This window comes from Micromonospora sp. NPDC003816, from assembly GCF_042874705.1.
Taxonomy (GTDB): domain Bacteria; phylum Actinomycetota; class Actinomycetes; order Mycobacteriales; family Micromonosporaceae; genus Micromonospora.
Genome location: NZ_JBIANP010000009.1, coordinates 45,608 through 70,995, shown reverse-complemented (window position 1 = coordinate 70,995; position 25,388 = coordinate 45,608). Strand labels below are relative to the sequence as shown.

Annotated in this window: 21 protein-coding genes, 1 tRNA gene and 2 pseudogenes; 11 read left to right on the top strand and 13 right to left on the bottom strand. The window is 71.8% G+C overall.

The window, feature by feature from the left end:
• Positions 1-71: 71 nt before the first annotated feature.
• The 3 genes and pseudogenes from ACFYTT_RS24520 to ACFYTT_RS24510 form a co-directional block, all read right to left on the bottom strand.
• A complete protein-coding gene (locus ACFYTT_RS24520) occupies positions 72-1,016 on the bottom strand; it encodes a beta-ketoacyl-ACP synthase III (RefSeq protein ID WP_131051840.1) in 945 nt (314 codons plus the stop codon).
• Between the two features lie 73 nt (positions 1,017-1,089).
• A pseudogene (locus ACFYTT_RS24515) lies at positions 1,090-2,007 on the bottom strand (ACP S-malonyltransferase); the annotation flags it as partial.
• Between the two features lie 78 nt (positions 2,008-2,085).
• The gene (locus ACFYTT_RS24510) at positions 2,086-3,396 is read right to left on the bottom strand and encodes a CdaR family transcriptional regulator (RefSeq protein WP_303393504.1); all 1,311 of its coding nucleotides are present in this window, start codon (positions 3,394-3,396) and stop codon (positions 2,086-2,088) included.
• Between the two features lie 101 nt (positions 3,397-3,497).
• On the opposite strand from ACFYTT_RS24510, the gene ACFYTT_RS24505 reads away from it, so the two are divergent.
• Positions 3,498-3,854, top strand: a complete 357-nt coding sequence (locus tag ACFYTT_RS24505; protein ID WP_176094985.1) for a hypothetical protein — start codon at positions 3,498-3,500, stop codon at positions 3,852-3,854.
• A 119-nt stretch (positions 3,855-3,973) separates the two neighbouring features.
• Here the strand turns inward: ACFYTT_RS24505 and ACFYTT_RS24500 are convergent, their stop codons facing one another.
• The 4 genes from ACFYTT_RS24500 to ACFYTT_RS24485 all read right to left on the bottom strand — a co-directional run bounded on the left by ACFYTT_RS24500 (position 3,974) and on the right by ACFYTT_RS24485 (position 9,162).
• Entirely contained in the window at positions 3,974-4,618 is a 645-nt protein-coding gene (locus ACFYTT_RS24500) for a hypothetical protein (RefSeq protein WP_131054678.1), read from the bottom strand.
• A 433-nt stretch (positions 4,619-5,051) separates the two neighbouring features.
• Entirely contained in the window at positions 5,052-6,461 is a 1,410-nt protein-coding gene (gene gltX / locus ACFYTT_RS24495; protein ID WP_387262587.1) for a glutamate--tRNA ligase, read from the bottom strand.
• A gap of 83 nt (positions 6,462-6,544) precedes the next feature.
• Positions 6,545-7,816, bottom strand: coding sequence for an MFS transporter (locus tag ACFYTT_RS24490; protein WP_387262585.1), 1,272 nt, complete (start codon positions 7,814-7,816; stop codon positions 6,545-6,547).
• On the bottom strand, positions 7,813-9,162 hold the full coding sequence (locus tag ACFYTT_RS24485; protein ID WP_387262582.1) for a GH1 family beta-glucosidase: 1,350 nt from the start codon (positions 9,160-9,162) through the stop codon (positions 7,813-7,815). The genes ACFYTT_RS24490 and ACFYTT_RS24485 overlap by 4 nt, the downstream gene beginning before the upstream one ends.
• A gap of 186 nt (positions 9,163-9,348) precedes the next feature.
• On the opposite strand from ACFYTT_RS24485, the gene ACFYTT_RS24480 reads away from it, so the two are divergent.
• Positions 9,349-9,795, top strand: a complete 447-nt coding sequence (locus ACFYTT_RS24480; protein WP_131054674.1) for an SRPBCC family protein — start codon at positions 9,349-9,351, stop codon at positions 9,793-9,795.
• A 100-nt stretch (positions 9,796-9,895) separates the two neighbouring features.
• Here the strand turns inward: ACFYTT_RS24480 and ACFYTT_RS24475 are convergent, their stop codons facing one another.
• The 3 genes from ACFYTT_RS24475 to aceE form a co-directional block, all read right to left on the bottom strand.
• A complete protein-coding gene (locus tag ACFYTT_RS24475; RefSeq protein WP_387262578.1) occupies positions 9,896-10,837 on the bottom strand; it encodes a hypothetical protein in 942 nt (313 codons plus the stop codon).
• Positions 10,834-12,123, bottom strand: coding sequence for a choice-of-anchor B family protein (locus ACFYTT_RS24470; protein WP_131054673.1), 1,290 nt, complete (start codon positions 12,121-12,123; stop codon positions 10,834-10,836). The genes ACFYTT_RS24475 and ACFYTT_RS24470 overlap by 4 nt, the downstream gene beginning before the upstream one ends.
• A gap of 346 nt (positions 12,124-12,469) precedes the next feature.
• Entirely contained in the window at positions 12,470-15,214 is a 2,745-nt protein-coding gene (gene aceE / locus ACFYTT_RS24465) for a pyruvate dehydrogenase (acetyl-transferring), homodimeric type (RefSeq protein WP_131056632.1), read from the bottom strand.
• A gap of 221 nt (positions 15,215-15,435) precedes the next feature.
• Between aceE and ACFYTT_RS24460 the strand changes: the two genes are divergently transcribed.
• The 7 genes from ACFYTT_RS24460 to ACFYTT_RS24430 all read left to right on the top strand — a co-directional run bounded on the left by ACFYTT_RS24460 (position 15,436) and on the right by ACFYTT_RS24430 (position 21,567).
• Positions 15,436-15,840, top strand: coding sequence for a YjbQ family protein (locus ACFYTT_RS24460; protein ID WP_162854388.1), 405 nt, complete (start codon positions 15,436-15,438; stop codon positions 15,838-15,840).
• A 106-nt stretch (positions 15,841-15,946) separates the two neighbouring features.
• Complete coding sequence (locus tag ACFYTT_RS24455) at positions 15,947-16,426, top strand: MarR family winged helix-turn-helix transcriptional regulator (protein WP_387262574.1); 480 nt, start codon at positions 15,947-15,949, stop codon at positions 16,424-16,426.
• 66 nt (positions 16,427-16,492) lie between these two features.
• Positions 16,493-19,048: a thiamine pyrophosphate-dependent enzyme gene (locus tag ACFYTT_RS24450; RefSeq protein WP_387262741.1), complete on the top strand. Its 2,556-nt coding sequence runs from the start codon at positions 16,493-16,495 to the stop codon at positions 19,046-19,048.
• A 114-nt stretch (positions 19,049-19,162) separates the two neighbouring features.
• Positions 19,163-19,600 carry a DUF3052 domain-containing protein gene (locus ACFYTT_RS24445; RefSeq protein WP_131055312.1) on the top strand — a complete coding sequence of 146 codons (438 nt, stop codon included), beginning with the start codon at positions 19,163-19,165 and terminating at the stop codon, positions 19,598-19,600.
• A 59-nt stretch (positions 19,601-19,659) separates the two neighbouring features.
• Positions 19,660-20,124 carry a peroxiredoxin gene (locus ACFYTT_RS24440; protein ID WP_387262570.1) on the top strand — a complete coding sequence of 155 codons (465 nt, stop codon included), beginning with the start codon at positions 19,660-19,662 and terminating at the stop codon, positions 20,122-20,124.
• An 86-nt stretch (positions 20,125-20,210) separates the two neighbouring features.
• Positions 20,211-20,285: transfer RNA gene (locus tag ACFYTT_RS24435), tRNA-Val, on the top strand.
• A gap of 484 nt (positions 20,286-20,769) precedes the next feature.
• On the top strand, positions 20,770-21,567 hold the full coding sequence (locus ACFYTT_RS24430; RefSeq protein WP_387262566.1) for an alpha/beta fold hydrolase: 798 nt from the start codon (positions 20,770-20,772) through the stop codon (positions 21,565-21,567).
• Positions 21,568-21,621: 54 nt separating this feature from the next.
• Here the strand turns inward: ACFYTT_RS24430 and ACFYTT_RS24425 are convergent.
• Positions 21,622-22,065: pseudogene (locus ACFYTT_RS24425) on the bottom strand (dihydrofolate reductase family protein); the annotation flags it as partial.
• 310 nt (positions 22,066-22,375) lie between these two features.
• On the opposite strand from ACFYTT_RS24425, the gene ACFYTT_RS24420 reads away from it, so the two are divergent.
• The gene (locus tag ACFYTT_RS24420; protein WP_131055321.1) at positions 22,376-23,521 is read left to right on the top strand and encodes a polysaccharide pyruvyl transferase family protein; all 1,146 of its coding nucleotides are present in this window, start codon (positions 22,376-22,378) and stop codon (positions 23,519-23,521) included.
• Between the two features lie 37 nt (positions 23,522-23,558).
• Here the strand turns inward: ACFYTT_RS24420 and ACFYTT_RS24415 are convergent, their stop codons facing one another.
• Positions 23,559-23,765, bottom strand: a complete 207-nt coding sequence (locus ACFYTT_RS24415; RefSeq protein WP_131055323.1) for a hypothetical protein — start codon at positions 23,763-23,765, stop codon at positions 23,559-23,561.
• A 112-nt stretch (positions 23,766-23,877) separates the two neighbouring features.
• Here ACFYTT_RS24415 and ACFYTT_RS24410 point away from each other — a divergent pair, with 112 nt between their 5' ends.
• Positions 23,878-24,399 (top strand): DinB family protein, encoded by a 522-nt coding sequence (locus tag ACFYTT_RS24410; RefSeq protein WP_387262563.1) that lies wholly within the window; start codon positions 23,878-23,880, stop codon positions 24,397-24,399.
• A 90-nt stretch (positions 24,400-24,489) separates the two neighbouring features.
• Here ACFYTT_RS24410 and ACFYTT_RS24405 read toward each other — a convergent pair whose 3' ends face one another.
• Positions 24,490-25,359, bottom strand: coding sequence for a carbohydrate kinase family protein (locus ACFYTT_RS24405; protein ID WP_387262560.1), 870 nt, complete (start codon positions 25,357-25,359; stop codon positions 24,490-24,492).
• Between the last annotated feature and the right edge of the window lie 29 nt (positions 25,360-25,388).

The following is a 25,388-nucleotide window of genomic DNA, read 5'->3' as shown; positions in this document are numbered from 1 at the left end:
CTCTCATCGGGATTTCTCGACGGTCGGCGACGCCGTCCGTCACACCTCTGCGCCTACGCGCCGAGGAGGTATCAGGGGCAGCGGACGACCTGACCTGCATAGGTCAGGCCACCGCCGAAACCGAACAGCAGCACCGGCGCGCCGGAGGGCACCTCGCGGCGCTCCACCAGCTTCGACAGGGCCAGCGGGATGCTGGCCGCCGAGGTGTTGCCGGACTCGATCAGGTCCTTCGCGACGATCGCCTGCGGGATCTTCAGCCGCTTCGCGATGCCGTCGATGATCCGGGTGTTGGCCTGGTGCGGGACGAACGCGGCCAGCTCCGACGGGTCGACCCCGGCCCGCTCGCACGCCTGCAACGCCAGCGGCGCCAGGGCGGTGGTGGCCCAGCGGAACACCGTCTGACCCTCCTGCGCGATGTACGGGCGCCAGCCCTCGATGCGTACCGCGTCGCCGCGCTCCGGCACCGAGCCCCAGACCACCGGGCCGATACCGGCCGGCTCGCCCTCGGGCGTGGCGCTGACCACCGCGGCGCCCGCCCCGTCACCGAAGATGATGCAGGTGGAGCGGTCGTTCCAGTCCATGAAGTCGGACAGCTTCTCCGCGCCGATCACGATGGCGTTGCGGCTGGCACCGGCGCGGACCGCGTGGTCCACGGTGCCCAGCGCGTACGCGAATCCGGAGCAGGCGGTGTTGAGGTCGAACGCCCCCGGGGCGTCGATGCCCAGCTTGGCCGCGACCCGGCAGGCCACGTTCGGGCTGCGGTCGATCGAGGTGCACGTGGCCACCACGACCAGGTCGATGTCGGCGGCGGTCAGCCCGGAGTTGGCCAGCGCCTTGTCGGCGGCGGCGGCGGCCATGTCGGCGACCGTCTCGTCACCGGCGATCCGCCGGCTGGCGATACCGACCCGGTCCCGGATCCACGCGTCGTTGGTCTCCACCAGCTGGGCGATCTCGTCGTTGGTCACCACCCGGGACGGCTGGTAGTGCCCCATGGACACGATGCGACTGCCGCTCATGACGAGCCCTTCCTACGGTCGATCTCGGCACGAGACTCGGACGGACTGAGGTGGACGGCGCTCACGCCTGACCTCCGGCGACGCGGGCGATCAGGTCGTGGGCGGCGGGCAGCTTGTCCGGGGTGTTCAGGGTCACGATCTCCGGCAGGCCGGGGCCTTTGAGCTCGCGCTTGACCAGGCCGGAGAGCGTGCCTGCGGGCGGCAGCTCGATCACACCGGTCACCCCGAGGTCGGCGAGGGTGGCCATGCACAGGTCCCAGCGGACCGGGGAGGTGACCTGGCGGACCAGCCGCTGGAGCATCTCCGCGCCGTCCCGGACGGCGGTGCCGTCGAGGTTGGAGAGCAGGATCCGCGTCGGGTCGCCGGTGGTGACGTCGGCCGCCACCGTGGCGAGCGCCGCCTCTGCGGGAGCCATGTACGGGGTGTGGAAGGCGCCCGCCACCTGGAGCCGGATGACCCGCGCCTGAGCCGGCGGCTCGGCGGCCAACTTCTCCAGGCCGTCGATCGCACCGGCGGCGACCACCTGCCCGGCGCCGTTGCGGTTCGCGGCGTGCAGCCCGTGCCCCTCGACCGCGGCGAGCACCTCGTCCGGGTCGCCGCCGAGGACCGCGGCCATGCCGGTCGGCTCCAGCGCGCACGCGGCGGCCATCTCCCGGCCGCGTACCCCGGCGAGGGAGATCGCGGCGTCCGCCGGCAGCGCGCCGGCCAACGCCGCCGCGCCGAGTTCACCGACGCTGTGCCCGGCGGTCAGCGCCACGTCCTGCAACGGCAGGTGCTCGGCGGCGAGCAGGGCGGCGGCGACCAGCAGCGGCTGGGTACGGGCGGTGTCCCGGATCTCCTCGGCGTCGGCGTCGGTGCCCAGGTGCACCAGATCGACGCCGGCCAGCGCGGACCAGTGACGCAGCCGCGCCTCGGCGCCGGGCAGGTCGAGCCAGGGAGTCAGGAAGCCGGGTTTCTGAGAACCCTGGCCGGGGCAGAGTACGGCGAGCACGTCTATGACTCTCCCGGATACCCACCGGTTGCGCTGTGCGGACCGGTACCAAACCGCACTAGGACCTTTGGAGAGATCCTACAAAGATTGGTGCTGGTCATCGCCAACCTGTGATCTTTTACCGGTCGGTGGGGCCAATGTCGGGGTCGGCACCACCGGGTCCAGTCGGCCGACGGTCAGCGCCACCCGCAGCGCGAAGGCGTCCCGGGGCGACAACGGGCTGAAACCGGTGACGTCGGAGATCCGCCGCAAGCGATAACGCACCGTGTTCGGGTGCACGTACAGCGCCCGTGCCGCGCTCTCCAGCGTGCCGCCTGCGGCGAAGAAGGCGTCCAGCGTCTCCAGCAGCTCGCCGCCGGCGCGCACCAGCACCGCGTACACGTCGTGCCGCAGCCGCCGGCGGGCCTCCGCGTCAGCCGCCAGGGCGCGCTCGGGCAGCAGGTCACCGGCGTGGACCGGTCGGGGCGCGGCCGGCCACGCCGGAGCCGCCCGGTACCCGGCCAACGCGGCCCGGGCCGACTCGGTGGCCTCGTCCAGGCTCGGTACCGAGGGGCCGACGACCACCGGACCGTCACCGAAGGCGGACAACAGTTCGGCGGTGGCCGCCACCGGATCCGCCGCCCCGCCGAGCACGATCACCAACCGGTCCCCGTGCACCCCGCCGATCACCTCGACCCCGACCCGCCGGGCCTGCCGGTAGACCGTGTGCAGCACGGCGGCGACCTCACCGCCGGGGGAGGGGCCGACCGCCACCGCGACCGGCGGCGCGTCCGTCCAGCCGAGCGCGGCGGCCCGGCTGGCCAGCACGTCCGGCGAGTCACCTCGCAGCAGCGCGTCGACCAGCAGAGCCTGGAGGCGGGCGTCCCAGGAACCACGCGACTCGGCCGCCCGGGCGTAGACCCGGGCCGCGGCGAAGGCGATCTCCCGGGAGTAGCGCAGCACCGCCTCGCGCAACTGCGCCGCCTCGCCCGGCGCGGCCAGGTCGTCGACCTGCTCCTCGACCACGTCGATGGTGACCTTGATCAGGGCGACGGTCTGCTGGAGGGTGATCGACCGGGCCAGCGCCTGCGGCGCGGTGGCGAACACCTCGTCGGAGACCTCCTGGGTGCCCTCGTGGGGGCCGCCGTCGGAGCGCAGCCACTGCACCAGGGACCGCGCGCCGGCCTGCGCCACCACCATCACCCAGGACCGCTGGTCGGCGGGCAGGTCCCGGAACCAGGGCAGGGTGTCGTCCATCCGCGCCACACTCGCCGTGGCCAACGCACCTGCTGCCCGCTCGATCCGGCGCAGCGTGGCCGACAGGTCCGTCCCGACCGACTCGCTCACCCGCCTAGCCTGACATGTCCTGAGCTGGACCTCGCCGGCAGGCGTCGGCAGTCCCGGGAGCACCCACCCGGTACGCGCTGCACGGCCCGTCGGAGCCGGCCAGTACGGTAACGAGGCACGTCGGGTGGGCACCGGCGGGTGAGGGCGAGCGTGAGGAGACACCGATGGCGCACGGGGAGGCTGAGCACGGCTGCGCCCAGGGAGAGCCTTGCCGACCGGGGTCGCACGAGCAGCCGTTCCCCGCCAAACACCACCGCCGGCTCATCGGTCTGGCCCACCCGGGCGAAGCCGCGCCGGGACGGTCGGCCGAGCGTCCCGAGGAGGACTCCGCTCCGGTGCGCCCGCGCCCCGTCGACCCCGTGGTGCCGCGTCAGCGTACGGGCGAGGCCGTGGTCCCGGAGCCGGTCACCGGCGGCTGCCGCAGCGACCTGCCCGGCTGGGCCGGCGGCCATCGGCACGGCCCGGTCCGCCCGGCACTGCGGGCGGTACGCCGGGAACGCCCCCCACGCCGCTGGTGCTGAGGAGCGGTTGCGGCGTCGCGTGGCGTGGAGGCCCGGCGGTGCTGGTCGCTGAGGTTCGGCGGGTCCGGCCGCGCTGGTGTCGCGAGGTGCCGCAGGTCCGGCGGCGCTGGTGCTGAGGCTCAGCGGGTCCGGCGGCGGACCAGCAGCGCGATCCCGGCCAGCCCGAGGGTGATCACCAGCATCACCGCGACGTTCAGCAGGAGCAGGCGGCGCAGCTCGCTGAAGGCCTCGTTGATGTCCTGGGCGGGGTTGAGCGCGTCCTCCGGGATGATCCGCTCGCCTCCGCCGACCCCGCCGCTGACCGCCTCGTACGTCCGCTCCAGCGGCACCCCGACGGTGCGCAGCGTCTCCGACATGCTGATCCGCCCGAGGAACCAGGCCGCCGTGGTCTTGCGGGCGTCCGGCTGCTTGGCCGGCCGGTAGACGCGCGGCCCACCGACCGCCTTCGGATAGAGGTCGTAGGTCTGCTTCGGAGTGTCACCGGCCAGCACCACCACGGTGTACTTCGGACCGAGGTCGGCCTTCTCGGGCGCGCGCGCCGGTGCCAGGGAACGGCTCACCTGGTCGATGACGGCGGCGACCTGCTCCGGGTTGGCGTCGTGGCGCAGCCGCAACGGCTCGGCCAGCCCGTGCCCGGTGATGTCGACACCGGCCGGCGGCGCCTTCGGCGCGGCCTTGACCGGCTCGACGAAGGCCAGCGACAACACCACCGCAGCGACTCCACCGACCGCTATCGCGGCCAGTCGCCTCATCCGTCGGACCATGCCGCCTCCTCGCCCCGTCGATGGTCGGCTGTGCTGCAGGGGTCACGCGTTGGAGGGCCGACGTCGGTGACCATGCCCCACAGGACGGGTACCCACTTCAAAGACTCCGCGGAACGACGATTGGTTGCAGCTGGTGAAACACTAATTGGAACTATCTGTGATCGCGAATCGGCCGATGATCAGCCGTGCACACGCGGGGCGGATCTTACCTGTGCGCTGGCGGTGATGGGGGGCAGGGTAGCGCGTACGACGTGGTCCTGGGCAGTGGTGTTCGGCGTGGCGCTCGGTGTCGCGCTCGGTGTGTCGTTGCTCCTGCCGACGTGGACGCTCCCGGCGCACCAGCGCGCCGCCCGCCAGCCGGCACGGATGTAAGGAGGGGTCCCCTGCTATGCACGAGGCGTTAGCAGGGGACCCCTCCTTACACACGGCAGCCCTAGAACAGGCGGGCGCGGGCGGCGCGGAGCCGGGTCAGGGTGCGCTCGGCGCCGAGCACCTCCAACGACTCGAACAGCGGCAACCCGACCGTCCGGCCGGTGACCGCGACGCGTACCGGTGCCTGGGCCTTGCCGAGCTTGAGACCGCGCGCCGTGCCGACCTCCTCCATGGTGGTCTTCAGCGTCGCCGCGTCCCACGAGGTCACCGCCGCGAAGGCGGCGATGGCGTCGTCCAGCAGCTCGCCCGAGCCCTCCTTCATCGCCTTGGCCCAGGCCGCCTCGTCGATCAGCGGGGAGGCGAGGAAGAGGAAGTCGACGTTCGGCACGATCTCGCTGAGTACCGCGATACGGGTCTGGGCCAGCGGCGCCACCGCCGCGAACGTGGCCGCATCGAACTCGTCGGGCTGCCACGGCGGCGGCGGGATGCTGCCGGTACCGGTCAGCCACGGCCCGCAGACCTCGACGAACTCCTCGACCGACAACGCCCGGATGTACTCGCCGTTGAACGCCCGCAGCTTCTTCTCGTCGAAAAAGGCCGGCGACGGGTTCACCTCGTCGAGCCGGAACTCGTCCTCGATCACCGACCAGGGCACGATCTCCCGGTCGTTGGAGGGCGCCCAGCCGAGCAGCATCAGGTAGTTGCGCATCGCGGCGGCGAGGTAACCCTCGTCCCGGTACGCCTCCAGCGCGACCTTGTCCCGCCGCTTGGACAGCTTCTGCCGCTTCTCGTTGACCACCACCGGCACGTGCGCCCAGATCGGCGGCTTCACCCCGAGCGCGTCCCAGAGCAGCTGCTGCTTCGGGGTGTTGGGCAGGTGCTCCTCGGCCCGGATCACGTGGGTGATGCCCATCGTCATGTCGTCCACGACGTTGGCCAGCAGGAAGACGGGCGAGCCGTCGCCCCGGGCGATCACGAAGTCCTCGATGAGCTTGTTCTCGAAGGTCGGCTCGCCCCGGATCAGGTCGACGACCACCGTCGTGCCCTCGTCGGGCGTCCGGAAGCGCAGCGCACGGCCCTCGCCGGGCGGCAGTCCCCGGTCCCGGCAGTACCCGTCGTAACCGGTGTACTGGTTACCGGTCCGGGCCTGCACGGCCTCCCGGGTGCAGTCGCAGTAGTACGCGCGGCCCGAGTCGTGGAGCCGTCCGGCGGCGGCCCGGTGCTCGTCGGCGTACGAGGACTGGAACCACGGGCCCTCGTAGCTGCCCCGCTCGATGCCGATCCAGTCCAGCGCCGACAGGATGCCCTCGGTCCACTCCGGCTTGTTGCGTGCGGCGTCGGTGTCCTCGATACGCAGCACGAACACCCCGCCCTGCTGCTTGGCGAAGATCCAGTTCTGCAACGCCGATCGGGCGCCGCCGACGTGGAACATACCGGTCGGGGAGGGGGCGAATCGCACACGTACTGTCACGGCCCCCAGCGTACAGATGTAAGGAGGGGTCCCCTGCTATCGCCTGGTGTCGTACAGGGGACCCCTCCTTACGTCACAGCGGGTCAGGGGACGGAACGGATCTTCAGCACCAGGATGCTGCCGAGGACGGTCACCGCGGCGGTGGTGGCGTACAGGGCGGGGTAGCCGCCCAGGTACACCACGATCGGGGCGGAGACGGCCGGCCCGAGCACCTGCGGGGCGGAGTTGGCGATGTTGATCACGCCGAGGTCCTTGGCCCGGTCGGTGGCCCTCGGCAGGACCTGCGTGATCAGGGCGGCGTCCACCGACAGGTACACCCCGTAACCGGCACCGAGCAGCAGCGCGGCGACGATCGCCATCGGCCAGGTGGGGGCGACGGCCAGCAGCATGGCCGCGACCGCGATCACCATCCCGGCGACGATCACGAAGATCTTGCGTTTGCCCGTGCGGTCCGACAGTCGCCCGGCGACCACCGTGGTGGCCATCAGCCCGGCGGTGTAGAGCAGGATCAGCACCAGCAGGCCGCCCTCGGGGTCGGCCACCCGGACCTCGTCGGTGAGGAAGTACAGCAGGTAGAGGGTGCCGAAGGCGTTGCCGAGCTGCACCAGGAACCGGGTGATCCAGGCCCAGCCGAAGTCCGGGTACCGGCGCGGCGACACCCACATGCCGGCCAGCAGTCCCCGCAGCGGGGGTCGGTGCGTACGCGGCAACGGGTCGTCGGTGGTGCGTAGCGCGAACGGCAGCGCGAACAGCAGCACCGCGGCGGCGATCGCCAGGTAGCCGGCGGCGTTGCCGGTGACCACGGCGGTGACCAGGACGACGCCGAGCACCAGCCCGAGCGCCTGCGGGATGCCGACCCAGCCGGAGACGCCGCCGCGCTGGGCGACCGGGACCCGGTCCGGTACGGCGGCGGTCAGGCTGGCCAGCATCGCGTTGAAGCAGGTCTGCGCGGCGACCCAGCCGACGACCACGCCGAGCACGGTCTGCGCCTGGGCGAGCAGTACCAGCGACAGCGCGCCGAGCACCGCGCCGCCGAGGGTCCAGACGTGCCGGCGGCCGAACTCCCGACCGCCGATCCGCAGGCAGGTCCGGTCCGACAGTGCCCCGACCAGTGGGTTGACGATCACCGCGGCGAGCGCGCCGATCCCGGTGACCACCGCCAGCATGGTCTCCTTGTTCGTCGGCGCGATCTGTCCGAGCTGCTGCGGCAGCAGCACCTGGATCGGGGTGAAGAACGCCATCCAGACGCCGAGGTTCGCGGCGAAGAGCAGCGCGATCCAGCCGCGCCGCACCGACACGGTCGGTTCCGCCAGCGCCGCCGGCAGCGAGGCCGGCGTCGGGTCGACGGTGGTCACCGCGGAGGTTCCCGCCGGGCCGCCGCGATGACCTCGCGCAGCCAGGAGTACGAGGACTTGGGCGTACGCGCTCCGGTGGCGAAGTCGACGTGCACCAGGCCGAAGCGCTTGGTGAAGCCCTCGGCCCACTCCCAGTTGTCCAGCAGGGACCAGACGAAGTACCCGGTCACGTCGACCCCGTCGGCCATCGCCGCGTGCACCGCGCGCAGGTGGCCGTCCAGGTAGGCGATCCGGTCCGGGTCCGGCACCCGGCCCTCGGCGTCCGGGGTGTCGTCGTACGCGCAGCCGCTCTCGGTGATCTGGATCGGGGGCAGGTCCGACCCGTACTGCCGGTGCAGCCAGCCGAGCAGGTCCCGGAGCCCGTCCGGTGCCACCGGCCAGTCGAAGGCGGTACGCGGGTACCCGGTGAGCGGCACCAGCGTGAACGGCAGCGGCGAGCCCTCCTCGGGGGCGCGTACGCCGCTGGGGTTGTAGTAGTTGACCCCGAGCACGTCGAGCGGGGCGGCGATGACGTCGAGGTCGCCGTCGTGGACCACGCTGGTGTCGAAGCCCAGCTCGGTCGGGTAGCCGCGGCCGAGCAGCGGGTCGGTGAAGAGCCGGTTGTGCAACGCGTCGTAGGCGTACCCGGCGGCGGCGTCGGCGGGGTCGTCGCCGAGCACGCGTACCGGCGAATAGTTGTTGGCGATGGCGACCGGGCTGTTGCTGCGGGCGCGCAGCGCGGCGACCGCGAGACCGTGCCCGAGCAGTTGGTGGTGGGCGACCGGGAAGGCGTCGAAGAGCAGCGCCTTGCCGGGGGCGTGCTCGCCGGTGCCGTGGCCGAGGCTCATGTGGATGAACGGCTCGTTGAGGGTGATCCAGAGCTTGACCCGGTCGCCGAGGCGGGTGGCCAGCACGTCGGCGTACTCGGCGAACCGGTGCGCGGTGTCGCGGTGCAGCCAGCCGCCGGCGTCCTGGAGCGGCTGCGGCAGGTCCCAGTGGAACAGCGTGGCGACCGGGTCGATGCCGTGGCCGAGCAACTCGTCCACCAGCCGCTCGTAGAAGTCGAGCCCGGCGGCGTTGACCCGGCCGGTGCCGGCGGGCAGCACACGGGGCCAGGCCACCGAGAAGCGGTACGCGGTCACCCCGAGCCCGGCCATCAGCGCGACGTCCTCGGCATAGCGGTGGTAGTGGTCGCAGGCCACGTCGCCGGTGCTGCCGTCGAGGATGCGCCCGGGGGAGTGGGCGAAGGTGTCCCAGATGGAGGGTCCGCGACCGTCCGCGTCGGCGGCGCCCTCGATCTGGTAGGCGGAGGTGGAGACGCCCCAGCGGAATCCGGTGGGGAAGTCGGGCATCGGAGCGGTCTGCATGCGCCCTCCCGGCGAAACGCGAAACGTGTTCGGAACTCTAGGGGTCGTGGGAGCGCTGCGCCATAGGGTGTCGATGCGTCGATGGCAATACCTTTCGGCGTGTCTTTGTTAACCCGTCCACATACGTCCGTTTTTGCGCATACAGTTCCGAATATTGTGGGATGTCCTCACTGGAGGAAGACGGAAATGATCCTCGTGGAACGCAGCGCGCACGTGACGGCACCGGTGAACGCGGTCTGGGACGTGGTACAGCGCGCTGAGCAGTTGCCGGCCTGGCTGGCCGGCGTCCGTGCGGCCGAGGTGCTCTCGGGCGAGGGCTTCGGCAGACGGCAACTGGTCCAGGCCGGGCGCGGTGCCGCACATGAGGCCGAAGTGATCGCCTACCAGGAACCGACCCTGATCGGCTGGCGGGAACGGGCCAAGGGCGCCGGTGCCCGAGCGGAGGCGCGCACCGAGATATACGTCCAGCTCACCCCGGACGAGGACGAGGGTGGGACGGTCGTGCGGCTCATCGTCGTACGCTGGCCGGCCGGCCCGGTCAAGGCCGCGCTTCTCCGGCTCGGCCTGCGCAGGGTCGGCGCCGACCTGGAGGACTCGCTGGCTCGGCTGACCGACCTGGCCGCCGTCGGCTGACCGACCACCTCCTGGCGTCACCCGCGATGCGGTGGCGGCCCCGGTGTCCCGACCAGGTGCACCCGGGCCGCCACCGTTTTCGACGCCGCCGGTGATCGCCCTACACGACGACGGTGAAGGCCGCGACGCGTACCTCGTCGAGGTGCCGGAACTCGAAGAAGAGGCGATAGGTGCCCGTCGACGGCACCGTGATGCCGAACGCCACCACCGAACTGGCCTGACTCGTCGCCGCCGGATGGACGTGCAGGTACGCCAGATCGCCCTGGCGTAACGCGACCAGGTGCCCGTACGCGCCCAGGTGCGGTTGCAGGTCGTTGACCGGCTGCCCGAGGCGACCGAGCCAGACGAGCACCTGATGGGATTCGCCGGCCCGCAGGCCGCCGTCCAGGGTGACCGTGTAGTCGTCGACCAGGACCGTCTCCTCGGGCGGATCGAGTGGCCGTGCCGCGTACCGGCCGGGAACCGGCAGGTCCGTCCCGAGGGTGACCCCCGCCTGGGCGCCGAGCGGCCAGAAGTCGGCGATCACCCGCAACGGGCCGGGTGCCGACGGGGTGACCCGCACCCGCCAGGTGCCGTCGGGCGACATCTCCGGATGCAGGTGCTGATACCCGGAGAGGTCACGGCCGACCAGGATCAGGTGCATCCGGCGCTCGTGGTTCTCCTGGAACTCGGTCAGCGCGGCCCCGGTCTGGTCGCTGATCTGGAAGGCCAGCTCACCCGGCTCGCCGGCGGTCAGGTCCGGCGTGTGCAACGCCAGAGACCAGCCGTCACGGGACACCTCCAGCCCGCCCGGACCGTGGCCCGCGTGCCCGCCCGGCACGGCACCGGACGATCGGGCCGGAGTGCCGCTCGGGCCGCCGGCCCGCCCGGCGAAGAAGCCGACCGTCAGGGTCAGCGCGAGCACCAGCGCGATGGCCGCGTAGCGCGTCGGCGGACCCGACGTCGGTTCCGGAACGGGGGGACCGGTCGCGTACTCCCGGGTGGGCGGCACGGCGACGCAGCCGACGGCTTTCGCCGCCGGCCCCTGACTGGTCGTCGTCACGGCAGCCGGGGCTGCAACACGAACAGCCCCTGTTCGATGCCGCTGACCACGACGACACCGCTCGGGAAGTACGGGTAGGTGCTCCAGGCGCCGTTCATCGAGGAACTGTTGCTGGACGGGTAGACGTCGAAGTACCCGGCCTCGGTGGCGCGGCCGGCGGCCACGTTGGTCAGGTCCAGGATGCGCAACCCGGCCCGATAGTTGGCCTGGTAGCTGTACTTACCCTTGACGTACTGGTTGTGGTCGGTGGCGGCGACGCCGGAGGGCGCGCTGTAGGTGCCGATGTGTCGAGGGGCGTCCAGGTCGGCCAGGTCCCAGATGTAGGTCTGCGTGTTCACCCCGCGACGGGACTCGTCCAGCTCGTCGTCGAGCAGGAAGTAGCGCTGGTCCTCGGTGAACCAGCCCTGGTGGGTGTACGCCCGACCGGTGTACCCGATGCGGGCCAGCTGTCGAGGGGCGGACTTGGTGGTCACGTCGACGACGGTGACGGTGTCCTCGTTGGAGCTGACGCAGATCTCCCGCCCGCTGTAGGCGGTGTCGGGACCCCGGTAGACCACGCACTGGGTGTCGTGGGTGTATCCGTCGTTGCTGACGCAGCCGGCCGACGTCGGGGACTTCGGGGTCCGGATGTCGACCATGTGCAGGCCGCCGCTGCAGGTGTTGGTGCCGACCGCGTACGCGAAGCCGGTCTGCTCGTTGATGGCGATGTTGTGCGAGTTGCCGAACTGGTTGTACTGCGCGTTCGTCGTCCAGGTCTGCGGCGTGGTGACGCCGCGCAGCCGCGTCAGGTCGAAGACCTGCATGCCGTGCCCGGAGACGTCCGCCACCACGTAGGCGTGGTCACGGTAGACCTTGATGTCCCGCCAGACGGCGGTGCGGTTCTGGTACGCGGGCAGGTTGCCGAGGTACACCGGCGCGGTCGGGTCCGAGATGTCCACGAACGAGGTGCCGTTGCGGCGGCCGACCAGCGCGTACTCCTTGCGGGTCTGCGGGTCGGTCCAACCCCAGATGTCGTTCGCCTGGCTGCCGCCGATGCCGGACAGCGGCATGAACGACAGCAGGTCCACGTTGCGGCAGGGGTAGCCGGCCGCCTGACCGTTCGTGCAGGCCGTCGCCGCGAGAGCAGCCGCCTGCTGGGTCGGTTCCCGTTGCGCCATGAACTCCTGCGCCGACGCCCGCCCGGCGGGTGTGGCGGGGTCGTGTGCCACCGAGGGCGAGCCCGGCCCCAGCGTCGACACCACCAGGGCGCCGACGGCCAGGGCCAGGCCGATCCGGACGATTCGCATCTGTGCTCCCTCTCGTCGCGCGGGGGCGGACGGCGTCCGAGCCGGCGGAGGACGGCGCGACAGGAGTCCACCGGGCCGGCGTGGTGCCCGTGCGGAGGTCGGATACCTATCGATGATTGTGGATCGGCGATGTTACGGGGGGAAGTCGCCTCCTGATATCGCCTGTGTCATACCGGGGCGGCGTCGCCGCCGTTCTCGGCGCTCGTGGAGCGGGTGCGCGCATGCGTGTTAGGAAGGGACCCCTGCTATGCACGAGGCGTTAGCAGGGGGCCCTTCCTTTCCCCCGGCCCCAGCGTGAGAGAGGGCCCGGCGCGATGCGCCGGGCCCTCTCTCAGTGCGTGCGGTACTAGCTGTCGCCGCCGGTCTCGCCGACCGGGGCGGCGTTCACGTCGTCGATGGCGTACTTCTTGGCCGCCTCGGCCGGTACGTGCGCCGGTACGACGCCGCGCAGCGCGAGCTGCCGCAGCGTGGCGACCGCGATCGACTCGGCGTCGACGCGGAAGTGCCGGCGCAGCGCGTGCCGGGTGTCCGACAGGCCGAAGCCGTCGGTGCCCAGGGAGGTCCAGTCACCGGGCACCCAGCGGGAGATCAGGTCCGGCACCGCGCGCATCCAGTCGCTGACCGCGACCTTCGGCCCGTCGGCGTCGGCCAGCTTCTGCTGGATGTACGGCACCCGCTGCTCCGCGCCCGGGTGCAGGAGGTTGTACGCCTCACACTCGACCGCGTCCCGCCGCAGCTCGGTCCAGGAGGTCACCGACCAGACGTCGGCGGCCACCCCCCAGTCCTGGGCGAGCAGCTGCTGCGCCTTGAGCGCCCACTGCATGCCGGTGCCGGAGGCGAGCACGTTCGCCCGGGGGGCGTCACCCTCCACCGACGGGGCCGCCGCGTACCGGTAGATGCCCTTGACGATGCCCTCGGCGTCGACGCCCTCCGGCTCGGCCGGCTGGTGGATCGGCTCGTTGTAGATGGTGAGGTAGTAGAAGACGTTCTCCTGCTCCTCGCCGTACATCCGGTGCAGGCCGTTCTCCACGATGTGCGCGATCTCGAACGCGAACGCCGGGTCGTACGCGACGACGGCCGGGTTCGTGGCCGCGAGCAGCAGCGAGTGGCCGTCCTCGTGCTGGAGGCCCTCGCCGTTGAGCGTGGTGCGACCGGCGGTGGCGCCGAGCACGAAACCACGGGCCATCTGGTCGGCCGCCGCCCAGAAACCGTCACCGGTGCGCTGGAACCCGAACATCGAGTAGAAGATGTACATCGGGATCATCGGTTCGTCGTGCGTGGCGTACGACGAACCGGCGGCGGTGAACGAGGCGACCGAGCCGGCCTCGTTGATGCCCTCGTGCAGGATCTGACCGGCGGTCGACTCCTTGTACGACAGGAACAGCTCCCGGTCGACCGAGGTGTACCGCTGACCGTGCGGCGAATAGATCTTGGCGGTCGGGAAGATCGAGTCCAGGCCGAAGGTCCGTGCCTCGTCCGGGATGATCGGCACCCAGCGCCTGCCGAACTGCTTGTCCTTCATCAGGTCCTTGAGCAGCCGGACGAAGGCCATCGTGGTGGCCACCTTCTGCTTGCCCGAGCCCCGCTTGACGTCGGCGAAGCGCTCGCTGCCGGGGATGGCCAGGGGCTTGGCCTCGGTCCGCCGGCTCGGCAGGTAGCCGCCGAGGTTCTTGCGCCGCTCGTGCAGGTACTGCATCTCGTCGGACTTCTCGTCCGGCCGGTAGTACGGCGGCAGGTACGGGTTGTCCTCCAGCGCCGAGTCCGGGATGTCCAGGTAGAGCCGGTCGCGGAACGTCTTCAGGTCGTCCAGCGTCAGCTTCTTCATCTGGTGCGTGGCGTTGCGGCCCTCGAAGTGCTGGCCGAGCGTCCAGCCCTTGATCGTCTTGGCCAGGATCACCGTCGGCTGCCCGGTGTGCTCCGTCGCCGCCTTGTAGGCCGCGTAGAGCTTGCGGTAGTCGTGCCCGCCGCGCTTGAGGTTCCAGATCTCGTCGTCGCTCAGGCCGTCGACCATCTTGCGGGTCCGCGCGTCCCGACCGAAGAAGTGCTCCCGGACGTACGCCCCGGACTCCGCCTTGTAGGTCTGGTAGTCGCCGTCCGGCGTGGTGTTCATCAGGTTGACCAGCGCGCCGTCGGTGTCGGCGGCGAGCAGCGGGTCCCACTCCCGGCCCCAGACCACCTTGATGACGTTCCAACCGGCGCCCCGGAAGAACGCCTCCAGCTCCTGCATCACCTTGCCGTTGCCGCGGACCGGACCGTCCAGGCGCTGGAGGTTGCAGTTGATCACGAAGGTGAGGTTGTCCAGCTCCTCCCGGGCGGCCACGCCGATCGCGCCCAGGGTCTCCGGCTCGTCCATCTCGCCGTCGCCGAGGAAGGCCCAGACGTTCTGGTCGGAGGTGTCCTTGATGCCTCGGTGCTGGAGGTAGCGGTTGAACCGGGCCTGGTAGATGGCGTTCAGCCCGCCCAGCCCCATCGAGACGGTGGGGAACTCCCAGAAGTCCGGCATCAGCCGGGGGTGCGGGTACGACGGGAGCCCGCCGCCGGGGTGCGACAGCTCCTGCCGGAAGCCGTCGAGCTGGTTCTCGCTGAGCCGGCCCTCCAGGAACGCCCGGGCGTACATACCGGGGGAGGCGTGCCCCTGGTAGAAGATGTGATCGCCGCCACCCGGGTGGTTCTTGCCCCGGAAGAAGTGGTTGAAGCCCACCTCGTAGAGCGAGGCCGAGCTGGCGAAGGTGGAGATGTGTCCGCCGACGCCGATCTCGGGACGCTGCGCACGGTGCACCAGCATCGCCGCGTTCCACCGCACGTACGCCCGGATCCGGCGCTCGATGTGCTCGTCACCCGGGAACCAGGGTTCGCGCTCCGGCGGGATCGTGTTGAGGTAGTCGGTGGTGGTCAGCGACGGTACGCCGACCTGGCGCTCACGGGCGCGCTCCAACAGGCGCAGCATCACGTATCGCGCCCGCTTGGTGCCACGATCATCGATGACACCGTCGAGCGACTCGACCCATTCGCTGGTCTCTTCAGGGTCGGTATCCGGAAGCTGGCTCGGCAGTCCGGCCGTGATCACCGGGCGCTTGCGTTCCGTAGCCACAGGCGTTCCCTCGGTTGTGTGTGGGATAGGTCTCTAGCGCCATCCTGCCCCGTCGCGGCACTCGCCGTCACGTCCACCCGGCCCAAGGGCGACGCGCGACACACGTACCGAACAGTAACTTCGCGTCGCCGCGCAGGCCCGGACGCGTAGTAGACGATCTTGCCAGGAAACGCCGCCGAGCGCGCCGGTACAAGGTTTCGTAACCGGGCAGAATGGGGGGTATGCGTAGTGAGGTGATCAGCATCCGGACCGGTTCCCGGCCGACCGTCCGGGACATCACCGCCGAGGCCGAGCAGTTCCTCGCCGGGCAGGGCGACGGGCTGCTGCACGTGTTCGTGCCGCACGCCACCGCCGGGGTGGCCATCATCGAGACCGGCGCCGGCTCCGACGACGACCTGCTCACCGCGCTGGACGCGCTGCTGCCCACCGACGACCGCTGGCAGCACCGGCACGGTTCGCCCGGACACGGCCGCGACCACGTGCTGCCCGCCTTCGTCGCCCCGTACGCGACGCTGCCCGTGCTCGGCGGCCGGCTCGCCCTGGGCACCTGGCAGTCGGTCTGCCTGGTCGACACCAACGGGGACAACTCCAGCCGGCAGGTCCGCTTCTCCTTCCTGCCCGGCTGACCACCACACCCGCCCGGCCGGCCACCGCGAGGCGACCGTCCCGGCGGCGCGCCGCCGACGTAACGGCGGAACTGCCCGAACGTGGCCGGATCGTAGAATGTCGACCATGCCGCGACCACCCGCCACCCTGGTCGGCCCGGGTGGGGCCGACCGGTCCCGGGTGGCCGGCGACACGGTCCGGCGGATCATGCACGTGGCCGCCGCCCTGCGGCACCACCAGGACAGCGAGATCGCCGCACTGGGGCTGACCCCGGCGGTCGCCCGCGCGCTCTACGAACTGGACCCGGACCACCCGCTGCCCGCCCGTGAGCTGGCCGGGCAGTTGCGCTGCGACCGGTCCAACGTGACCGCGCTGGTCGACAAGCTGGAGCGGGCCGGGCTGGTGGAGCGTCGTGCCGACCCGGACGACCGGCGGCAGCGGACCCTGGTGGTGACCGAGGCGGGCCGGCGGATGCGGGACCGGGTCCATGGCGTGCTGTCCGACTCACGACTGCTGGCCGGACTCAGCACGGAGGAGTTGGCGGCGCTCGGCGAACTCGTCTGGAAGGTCTCCGACGGCGGTTGCCCGGAGCGGCTCGGGGCGTAGTCGGGCGCCGCGCCGTCCCAGGTGCGTGAAACGTGCTCAGGTGGGCGAGGCGTGCCTCGGTCGGTAATGCTGTCGGACGTGACCACCCCGCAGGATCTCGACGACCGGTTCCGGGAGGCCCTGGCCGCCCTCGCCGCGCCGGGGCGCCGCGCCGACCCGGCACAGCCGGTGGCCGACGGTGCCACGCTGACCGGCGCAGAGCTGTTGGACCTCTTCGACGCACAGGTCACCAGCCGCCAACTCGACCTCGCCGGACGCTGGCTCCGCGGCTTCGGCGAGGGCTACTACACGATCGGTTCGGCCGGGCACGAGGGCAACGCCGGGGTCGCCGCGGCGCTACGCCCCACCGACCCGGCCCTGCTGCACTACCGCTCCGGCGCGTTCTACTGCGTGCGGGCCGCTCAGGCCGCCCGCAGCGGGGAGCCCGACACCGGCCGGGACCCCGACGCGGAGCCGGCCGGCGACCACGGCGGCCCCAGCACCGACACGTCCGCGCCCGCCGGGCAGGCGACGGAGGTCGACCTCGACCCGGCCGAGGACGCGCCGCCGGTCGGCAGGGTCGGGCACGCCGAGGAGGGCCCCCGGGCCGCTGATCCGCTGGACGACGACGAGCGCCCGGCCGGGAAAGCGGAGGCCGCGGGCGACGAGCGGCGGGCGGTCGACCCGGTGTACGCGGACGCGGCCCGGGACGTGCTGCGGGGCATGGTGGCCTCGCGCGAGGAGCCGATCGCCGGAGGCCGGCACAAGGTCTTCGGTCGGGCCGACCTCGCCGTGGTGCCGACCACCTCCACGATCGCCTCGCACCTGCCCCGGGCGGTGGGCATGGGCCTCGCGGTGGAGCGGCTGCGCCGGCTGGACACGCGACCGGAGCCGACCTGGCCGGGCGAGACGCCCGTCGCGACGACGTGGGCACCGGACGCGATCGTGGTCTGCTCGTTCGGGGACGCCTCGATCAACCACGCCAGCGCCACCGCCGCCTTCAACACCGCCGGCTGGTACGACCACACCGGTCTGCGCATCCCGGTGCTGTTCGTGTGCGAGGACAACGGCCTGGGCCTGAGCCTCCGGTCGCCGCAGGGCTGGGTGACGACGGCGCTGCGGTCGAAGCCGGGGGTGCGGTACTTCGCCGCCGACGGCACCGACCTGGTCGAGACGTACGAGGTGGCGGTCGAGGCGGCGGCCTGGGTCCGCCGCCACCGGCGCCCGGCCGTACTCCACCTCACCACGGTGCGGTTGATGGGGCACGCGGGCGCGGACGCCGAGAGCGCGTACCGGTCGGCCGGGGAGATCCGGGCCGACCTGGATCGGGATCCGGTGGTGGCCACCGCGCGACGGTTGGTCGAGGCGGGCCTGGCCAGCGGTGCGGAGCTGCTGGAGCGCTACGACGAGATCGGCTGGCGGGTCCGCCGGCTGGCCGAGGGGGTGCTCGACGAGCCGAAGCTGTCCAGCCCGGCCGAGGTGGTCGCCCCGCTGGCGCCCCGCCGACCGTTGCGGGTGGCCCGTGCGGTGGCCGAGGCGGGCGACCGGGCGGCCGGGCCGGACGCGGGCGCACGGGTCGAGGCGTTCGGCGGCAAGCCGCCGGAGCTGGTCGGCCCGCTGACGCTGGCGCAGAGCATCAACGCCGCGCTCACCGACGGGCTGCTCGACCATCCGCAGATGGCCGTCTTCGGCGAGGACGTCGCCGCCAAGGGTGGGGTGTACGGGGTCACCAAGGGACTGCGGGACCGGTTCGGTGTCGCCCGGGTCTTCGACACCCTGCTCGACGAGACCTCGATCCTCGGCCTGGGGCTCGGTGCCGGGCTGGCCGGGATGCTGCCGGTGCCGGAGATCCAGTACCTGGCGTACCTGCACAACGCCGAGGACCAGTTGCGCGGCGAGGCGGCCACCATGGGGTTCTTCTCGCAGGGCGCGATGCGGAACCCGATGGTGCTGCGGGTGGCCGGGTTGGCGTACCAGGAGGGCTTCGGCGGGCACTTCCACAACGACAACTCGGTGGCGGTGCTGCGGGACGTTCCCGGGCTGGTGATCGCCGTACCCGCGCGACCGGACGACGCGGCGGCGATGCTGCGGACCTGCCTGGCGAGCGCGGCGGTGGACGGCAGCGTCTGTGTGTTCCTGGAGCCGATCGGGCTCTACCACACGCGCGACCTCTACACCGACGGCGACGGGGAGTGGCTGGCCGGGTACGCCGAGCCGGGCGCCTGGGCGGGCGCACACGTGCCGGTCGGGCGGGCCCGCGTGTACGGCGTCGGCTCGGCCGAGGACGTCACGATCATCACGTTCGGTAACGGCGTCCGGATGTCGCTGCGGGCCGCGTCGGCGCTTGCCGACGAGGGCGTCGGCACCCGCGTGGTGGACCTGCGTTGGCTGGCCCCGCTACCTGTGGCCGATCTCATCCGGGAGGCCACCGCGACCGGCCGGGTGCTGGTGGTGGACGAGACCCGACGCTCCGGCGGGGTGGGTGAGGGAGTGATCGCCGCGCTGGTGGACGCCGGTTATGTCGGTGCGGCACGACGAGTGGCCGCAGTTGACTCATTTGTGCCGTTAGGTCCGGCTGCCCGTCAGGTCCTGGTGTCCGAGGAGGCCATCACCCAGGGTGCCCGTACGCTGCTGGCACGGTAAATTTCGTTCCACCCGGTGCGCCACTTGCGCCGGAGGGCACAACTGTGTGGACTTTGCCTGACGGCGTTCGAGGGGACGCCGCGAACTCGCCACGAGATGAGGAGGCACGCGACAGTGAGCGCGACCGCTGGTCAGGCTGCCGACGGGGTACGCAGCCTGGCGGACCGGTTCGGCATCGAGCCGGGGATGGTCGTCATGGAGATGGGGTACGACGAGGACGTCGACTCCGATCTCCGGGACGCCCTGACCGACCGTTGTGGTGACCTGGTCGACGAGGACACCGATGAGGTGGTCGACGCGGTGCTGGTGTGGTACCGGGACGGCGACGGTGATCTTTTCGAACTTCTCGTGGACGCCCTCGGCCCCCTGGCCGACAACGGGGTCGTGTGGCTGTTGACGCCCAAGGCCGGCCGTGACGGGCACGTGGAACCGAGTGAGGTCTCCGAGTCCGCACCCACCGCAGGCCTCCAACAGACCTCCACCATCAACGCCGGCAAGGACTGGAGCGGGGCCCGTCTCGTGCTGCGCCGAGGTGCCAAGGGCAAGAAGTGACCCTGCTCAGCGGTGTGACAGGCTGAGGCCGACCCGACCTGACTCCCGAAGGAGCTCGCATGCCGATCGAGGTTGGCGCCGAGGCGCCGGACTTCGTGCTGAAGGACCAGAACAACCAGGAGGTCCGGCTCGCCGACTTCCGTGGCCGGCGTTCCGTCCTGCTGGTCTTCTACCCGCTGGCCTTCACCGGCATCTGCCAGGGCGAGCTGTGCGAGGTGCGGGACAACCTCGACGAGTACGTCAGCGACGACGTCCAGGTACTCACCGTCAGCGTCGACTCGGTGTACGCCCACAAGATCTGGGCGGACCGCGAGGGCTTCCAGTTCCCGCTGCTGTCGGACTTCTGGCCGCACGGTGCCGTCGCCCAGGCGTACGGCGTCTTCAACGAGGTCGCCGGCATCGCCAACCGGGGCACCTTCGTCATCGACAAGAACGGCGTGGTCCGGTTCGCCGAGATGAACATGCCGGGCGAACCGCGTGACCAGCACGGGTGGCGCAAGGCCCTGGCCGAGGCCGGCGCCTGACCCGTCCCGAACGGTGGTAACCGTCCGGTAGGGCCGGTGGGCGGCAGGGTAGGCTTGCCAACCGCCGGCTCGCCGTACGGCGTTCCGGGCGCGTAGCTCAGCGGGAGAGCACTCGCCTTACAAGCGAGGGGTCGCAGGTTCGAAACCTGCCGCGCCCACCAGATCGAACGACGGCCCGGAGATCAGTTCTCCGGGCCGTCTCCGCATCGTTCTCCGGGCCGTCTCCGCATCGGCGGTCGTGGCGGTGACGTCGCCGTGGGATACGTCGAGGTCGCCGACGTGCGGTTCGGGTGCGAAAATACGCGTCGGCGGCGACCTCCTTGGTTCCTACTTCGGCGCCTTTCGAGCTGAACCGTTTGCGCTATCGCAGATCCTCGGCACGGAGCGCCGGAGGCCGGGGCCGCTCACCGCGATCCGTGGACGCTCTCAGCTCGAAAGGGCCCGACGTGCTGTCGGCCAGTCCCCGGGTGCCCACCGGGTGCCGGCCGGGTGCCGGCCGAGCGCCCGCCCGGGGGCGGTCACGGGAGCGTCACTCGTCGATCGCGTGATGACGGGGTGTCGACTCCGGCAAACGGAGCCGAGCCGGACGGGTGCCGCGTACCGTCGTCGTCGGGTCGGTGCCGACGCGGACGGGGAGGGGCGCGAGTGGGCTACGCCGAGGTCGCCGACGTGCGGTTCTGGTACGAGACACACGGCTCCGGTCGGCCGCTGGTGCTCCTGCACGGCGGCTTCGGCGCGGTCGAGACCTTCGCCGCGATCCGGCCCGCGCTGGCGCAGCGCCGCCAGGTGATCAGTGTCGACCTGCCGGGTCACGGACGCACAGCCGACGTCGACCGTCCGATGCGGTACGAGTCGATGGCCGACGACGTGGCCGCGTTCATCGGTCACCTGGGCCGGGGTCCGGTCGACGTGCTGGGCTTCTCCCTCGGAGGCGGGGTCGGCCTGCGGCTGGCGGTCCAGCACCGGCACCTGCTCCGCCGACTGGTGGTGGTCTCCGCGCCGTGCCGACGTCAGGGCTGGTTCCCCGAGGTGCTCGCCGGGATGCCGGAGCCCGACGAGGCGGCCGGCGAGCGGATGACGGGCATCCCGGCGTACGAGCTCTATCGACAGGTCGCGCCCCGCCCCGACGACTGGCCGAAGCTCTGGGCCAGGACCGGCGAGCTGCTGCGCCGCGAGTACGACTGGTCGGCGGAGGTGGCCGCGCTGACCACCCCCACCCTGCTGGTCTTCGCCGACGCCGACTCGATCCGTCCCGCGCACATGGTCGAGTTCTTCGGCCTGCTCGGCGGCGGACACCGGGACGCCGGTTGGGACGGTGCCGACCGGCCGGACGCCCGCCTGGCGGTCCTGCCCGGGCTCACCCACTACGACATCGTGGACTCGCCCGCCCTGCCGGCGGTGGTCCTCCCCTTCCTCACCCACACCCTGAACACCCCTGTCTGAGTACGCCGGCCTGACCGCGCCGCGGGCACCGTGCCGGCCCATCCGGCACGTCCTTCACCGGGTGTAGTGCAGCATGATCACGCCCGCGCCGATGGAGGTGGCGTCGACCAGGCTGAAGTGCTGCAGGTCGAACGAGCGGTCGGCGAGCGGGATGCCGCTGCCGACGACGATCGGATTGACCTTGACCACCAGTTCGTCCACCTCCGGCAGCAGTTGGCCGGCGAGCTGGCCGCCGCCGCAGAGCCAGATGTCGCCGCCGGACCGTTGCTTGAGGTCGCGGACGAAGGCGACCGGGTCACCGGAGACGATCTCCACCGCCGGGTCGTCGGACGGCGCCAGCGAGCGGGCGAAGACGTACTGCTTCAGGTGGGCGTACGGGCTGGCGATGCCGAGCTTCAGTGCCGGCTCGTACGTGGCCCGGCCCATCAGGACGGTGTCGAACCGGCCCTGCGGACGGTCGATGCCGAGCTGCGGGTGAGCGAAGCTCGGCACCGCCTCCAACTACTTCCGCTCCCGGGACGCCCTGCTCGGCGCACTCGGCGAGCGGATCTTCGAGCGGTTCGCCCCCGACGAGACGGTGCTGGCCGGACTGGCCGCCCGGGAACCCTCCACGGCCCTGCTCACGACCTGCTCACCCCCTCGATCGACGCCGGGTTCGACCCCGACGACGTGGTCGTCGCCCTGGTGTCCCGGTTGACCGCCGAGCCCTCCTGACCGCCGACCGCCACCGGACGCCCGGGTACGCGAGGACTGTTCGTCGGCGCAGCGGGAAGACGTCGATGCGGACGCACCTGGGGAGGAGCGACGGATGACGCGTGCCGGACTGACCATCGGTGTGCTCGGCTCGTACGGTGGGCGCAACCTCGGTGACGAGGCCATCCTCACCGGCCTGCTGGCCGACCTGCGCGAACAGGAGCCGAACGCCCGGATCATCGTCTTCTCACGGAACCCGGCGCACACCGCGTTGGCGCATCCGGATGTCGAGGCGGTGCCGTGGGAGGGGGTCAGCCGGACCGACTCCGCCCTCGTGCTCTCCCAGCTCGACCTGCTGATCCTGGGCGGCGGCGGCATCCTCTACGACAAGGAGGCCCGCCGCTACCTCCGCGTGGTGCGGGTCGCCCAGGAACGCGGCCTGCCACTGCTGACGTACGCGGTGGGGGTGGGCCCGCTCAGCGAGATGGTGGACACCGGCATGGTCCGGGAGACGCTGGCCGGCGCCACCCAGGTCACCGTCCGCGACCAGGAGTCGCGGATGGTGCTGGAGGAGGCCGGCCTGCTCAACCCGATCACGGTCACCGCCGACCCGGCGTTCCTGCTGGAACCGGAGGACTTCCCGGCGGCACTGCTGCGCGAGGAGGGCGTGCCGGCGGGCAAGCGGCTGGTCGGGATGAGCGTACGGGAGCCCGGCCGCGCCGCCGAACGGCTCGACGTCGACGGGTACCACCGGCTGCTGGCCCAGATCGGCGACTTCCTGGTGCACCGGATCGACGCGCACGTGCTCTTCGTCCCGATGGAGCGCGACGACATCCGGCACTCGCACGGCGTGCTCTCGCACATGACCGCCGCCGAACGTGGACGCATCCTGCACGGCACCTACTCGCCGCAACAGGTCCTCGGGCTGATGCGCCACTTCGACCTCGCCGTCGGCATGCGACTGCACTTCCTGATCTTCGCCGCGATGATGGGTACGCCGTTCCTGCCCCTGCCGTACGCCGGAAAGGTCTTCGACCTGGCCCAGCGACTCGGGGTGCCGGCGCTGCGCGGCGTGGAGCGGGAGGTGGAGGGACCGCTGCTGGCCGAGGTCGACCAGCTCTGGGACGAACGTGACCAGCGGCGGGAGACCACCGCGCAGCGGGTCGCCCAGGTCTGTGAGGAGGCCCGGGGCACCTCGCGGGTCACCCGGGCGGTGCTGGAGAGCCTGCGCGCCCGGTCCCTGGTCGAGGTCGGCGCCTGACCGTCCGGTGGGCGGGCCGCGTCGTGTGCCGGGTGGGTCAGACGGCCGGGCCTCGCCAGCAGTAGCGCCACTGCTGACTCTTGGCGTCGACCGACTCCAGTTCGTAGATGTCCGCTCCGGCCAGGCCGGCCGAGCCCAGGTGGTGGTGGGTCAGCGGGGGACGGCCGTTGGGGTCCAGCTCGACGGTGACCTGCTGTCCGTCCGCCTCGCCACCTACGAGCGGGATCTCAACCGAGGATGCCATGCGCCCATCCTGCCCCGCCCGCCGTCGCCGCGCAGCGGATAGCCGCCCGCGCAGCGGACAGCCCGGGGCGTGCGGGACAGTCGGCGGGTCGGAACGGGACTAATCTCCCCTCATGGCGGAGATCGCGATAGACCCGACGCTCGGTCCGGTCGTCAACCGGGTGGCCGGCGAACGGGACGTCCTCGAATCGTTCCTCGACTTCCACCGGGCGGTGCTGCTGCGCAAGCTGCGGGGCCTCTCCGACCCCGACGCGGCCCGTCGGCTGCTGCCCTCGGCCACCACGATCGCCGGGCTGGTCAGACACCTCACCGAGATCGAACGCAACTGGTTCCACATCCTGCTCGACCCGGCGCCGGGCGAGGTGTTCCCCACATCGGAGGAGGCGGCGCTGGCCAGCTTCACCCTGGACGAGGACGACACGGTGGAGAGCCTGGCCGCCGACTACGAGCGGACCTGTGACCGGTCGCGGGAGATCGCCGCCCGCTTCGACCTGGACCACGTGGTGCCGCAACCGCAGCTCGGTGAGGTGTCGCTGCGCTGGATCCTGGTGCACATGATCGAGGAGACCGCCCGGCACGTCGGGCACGCCGACATCCTCCGGGAACTCACCGACGGCACCACCGGCGCACTCTGACCGGCGTTCTCATACCGGCGTTCTCGAACGGGCGCACGTTGACGGGCGCACGTTGACCGGCGCACGTTGACGAGCGCCGAGGGGCGGTCGTCAGGGGAGGGGAAGCAGCCCCGGCGGGTACTCCATGCCGTCGTGGGTGCAGGCGGCGGCGGCCACCCCGGCCGCGTACCCGGCGGCCTCTGACCAGGTCGCGCCGCGTGAGCGGGCCGCGACGACCCCGGCGGCGAAGGCGTCCCCGGCACCGTTGGTGTCGACCACCGGGCCGGGCGGCACGGCAGCGGGCACCCGGTGCACGCGGCCGCCGAGGTGCAGCTCCGCGCCGTCCGCGCCCCGCGTCACCAGCACCGGGCCCGGCGCGAACGTGGCGGCTGCCCCCGCCGCCCGGTCGCCCAGCGCCGCGCCGCTGACCAGGACCAGCTCGGCGATCTCGGCGAAGGGCCGGTGATAGGGGTTGCGCCCGTCCCAGTCGTGCAGGTCGGTGGAGCTGCTCACCCCCTCGGCGAGTACGTCGGCGAGGTCGGGCAGCAGGTCCCGGACCCAACCCATGATCGACAGGTGGACGTGGGTGGCGTCCTCGACCAGTGCCGCCACCCGCTCGGTCGGGAAGGGCGCGGGACCGTCCGAGTCGCGGGGGTCGTACAGCGCCATCCGGCGTCCGGCGGGGTCGACCAGGTTCACCGAGCGGCGGGTGCCGGCGGGGTCCTCGGCCAGCGTGGCGTGTACGCCGGTCCGGGCCAGCGCGGCGCGCACCACGTCCCCGGCCGGGTCGGCACCGATCGTGTCGATCACCGCCACCCGCAGCCCGAGCGCGTGGGCGGCGAGCAGCACCCCGGCACCCGTGTTGCCGATCCGCAGGTCGATCGGGTCGACGGTGACCGAGTCGACCACCGGCAGCGGCAATCCGGGCACCCGCACCCGTATGTCGACACCGAGTCCACCGATCACCAGAAGGTCGTACATGGCGTCGACGGTAGACGTCGGGTGGCGCC

Excerpts from the sequence above, each read along its gene's own strand:
- ACFYTT_RS24520 (WP_131051840.1), bottom strand. The coding sequence starts at position 1,016 with ATGAGCGGCAGTCGCATCGTGTCCATGGGGCACTACCAGCCGTCCCGG.
- ACFYTT_RS24505 (WP_176094985.1), top strand. The coding sequence starts at position 3,498 with ATGGCGCACGGGGAGGCTGAGCACGGCTGCGCCCAGGGAGAGCCTTGC.
- ACFYTT_RS24500 (WP_131054678.1), bottom strand. The coding sequence starts at position 4,618 with ATGGTCCGACGGATGAGGCGACTGGCCGCGATAGCGGTCGGTGGAGTC.
- ACFYTT_RS24485 (WP_387262582.1), bottom strand. The coding sequence starts at position 9,162 with ATGCAGACCGCTCCGATGCCCGACTTCCCCACCGGATTCCGCTGGGGC.
- ACFYTT_RS24480 (WP_131054674.1), top strand. The coding sequence starts at position 9,349 with ATGATCCTCGTGGAACGCAGCGCGCACGTGACGGCACCGGTGAACGCG.
- ACFYTT_RS24470 (WP_131054673.1), bottom strand. The coding sequence starts at position 12,123 with ATGCGAATCGTCCGGATCGGCCTGGCCCTGGCCGTCGGCGCCCTGGTG.
- ACFYTT_RS24460 (WP_162854388.1), top strand. The coding sequence starts at position 15,436 with ATGCGTAGTGAGGTGATCAGCATCCGGACCGGTTCCCGGCCGACCGTC.
- ACFYTT_RS24455 (WP_387262574.1), top strand. The coding sequence starts at position 15,947 with ATGCCGCGACCACCCGCCACCCTGGTCGGCCCGGGTGGGGCCGACCGG.
- ACFYTT_RS24450 (WP_387262741.1), top strand. The coding sequence starts at position 16,493 with ATGCTGTCGGACGTGACCACCCCGCAGGATCTCGACGACCGGTTCCGG.
- ACFYTT_RS24440 (WP_387262570.1), top strand. The coding sequence starts at position 19,660 with ATGCCGATCGAGGTTGGCGCCGAGGCGCCGGACTTCGTGCTGAAGGAC.
- ACFYTT_RS24420 (WP_131055321.1), top strand. The coding sequence starts at position 22,376 with ATGACGCGTGCCGGACTGACCATCGGTGTGCTCGGCTCGTACGGTGGG.
- ACFYTT_RS24415 (WP_131055323.1), bottom strand. The coding sequence starts at position 23,765 with ATGGCATCCTCGGTTGAGATCCCGCTCGTAGGTGGCGAGGCGGACGGA.
- ACFYTT_RS24410 (WP_387262563.1), top strand. The coding sequence starts at position 23,878 with ATGGCGGAGATCGCGATAGACCCGACGCTCGGTCCGGTCGTCAACCGG.
- ACFYTT_RS24405 (WP_387262560.1), bottom strand. The coding sequence starts at position 25,359 with ATGTACGACCTTCTGGTGATCGGTGGACTCGGTGTCGACATACGGGTG.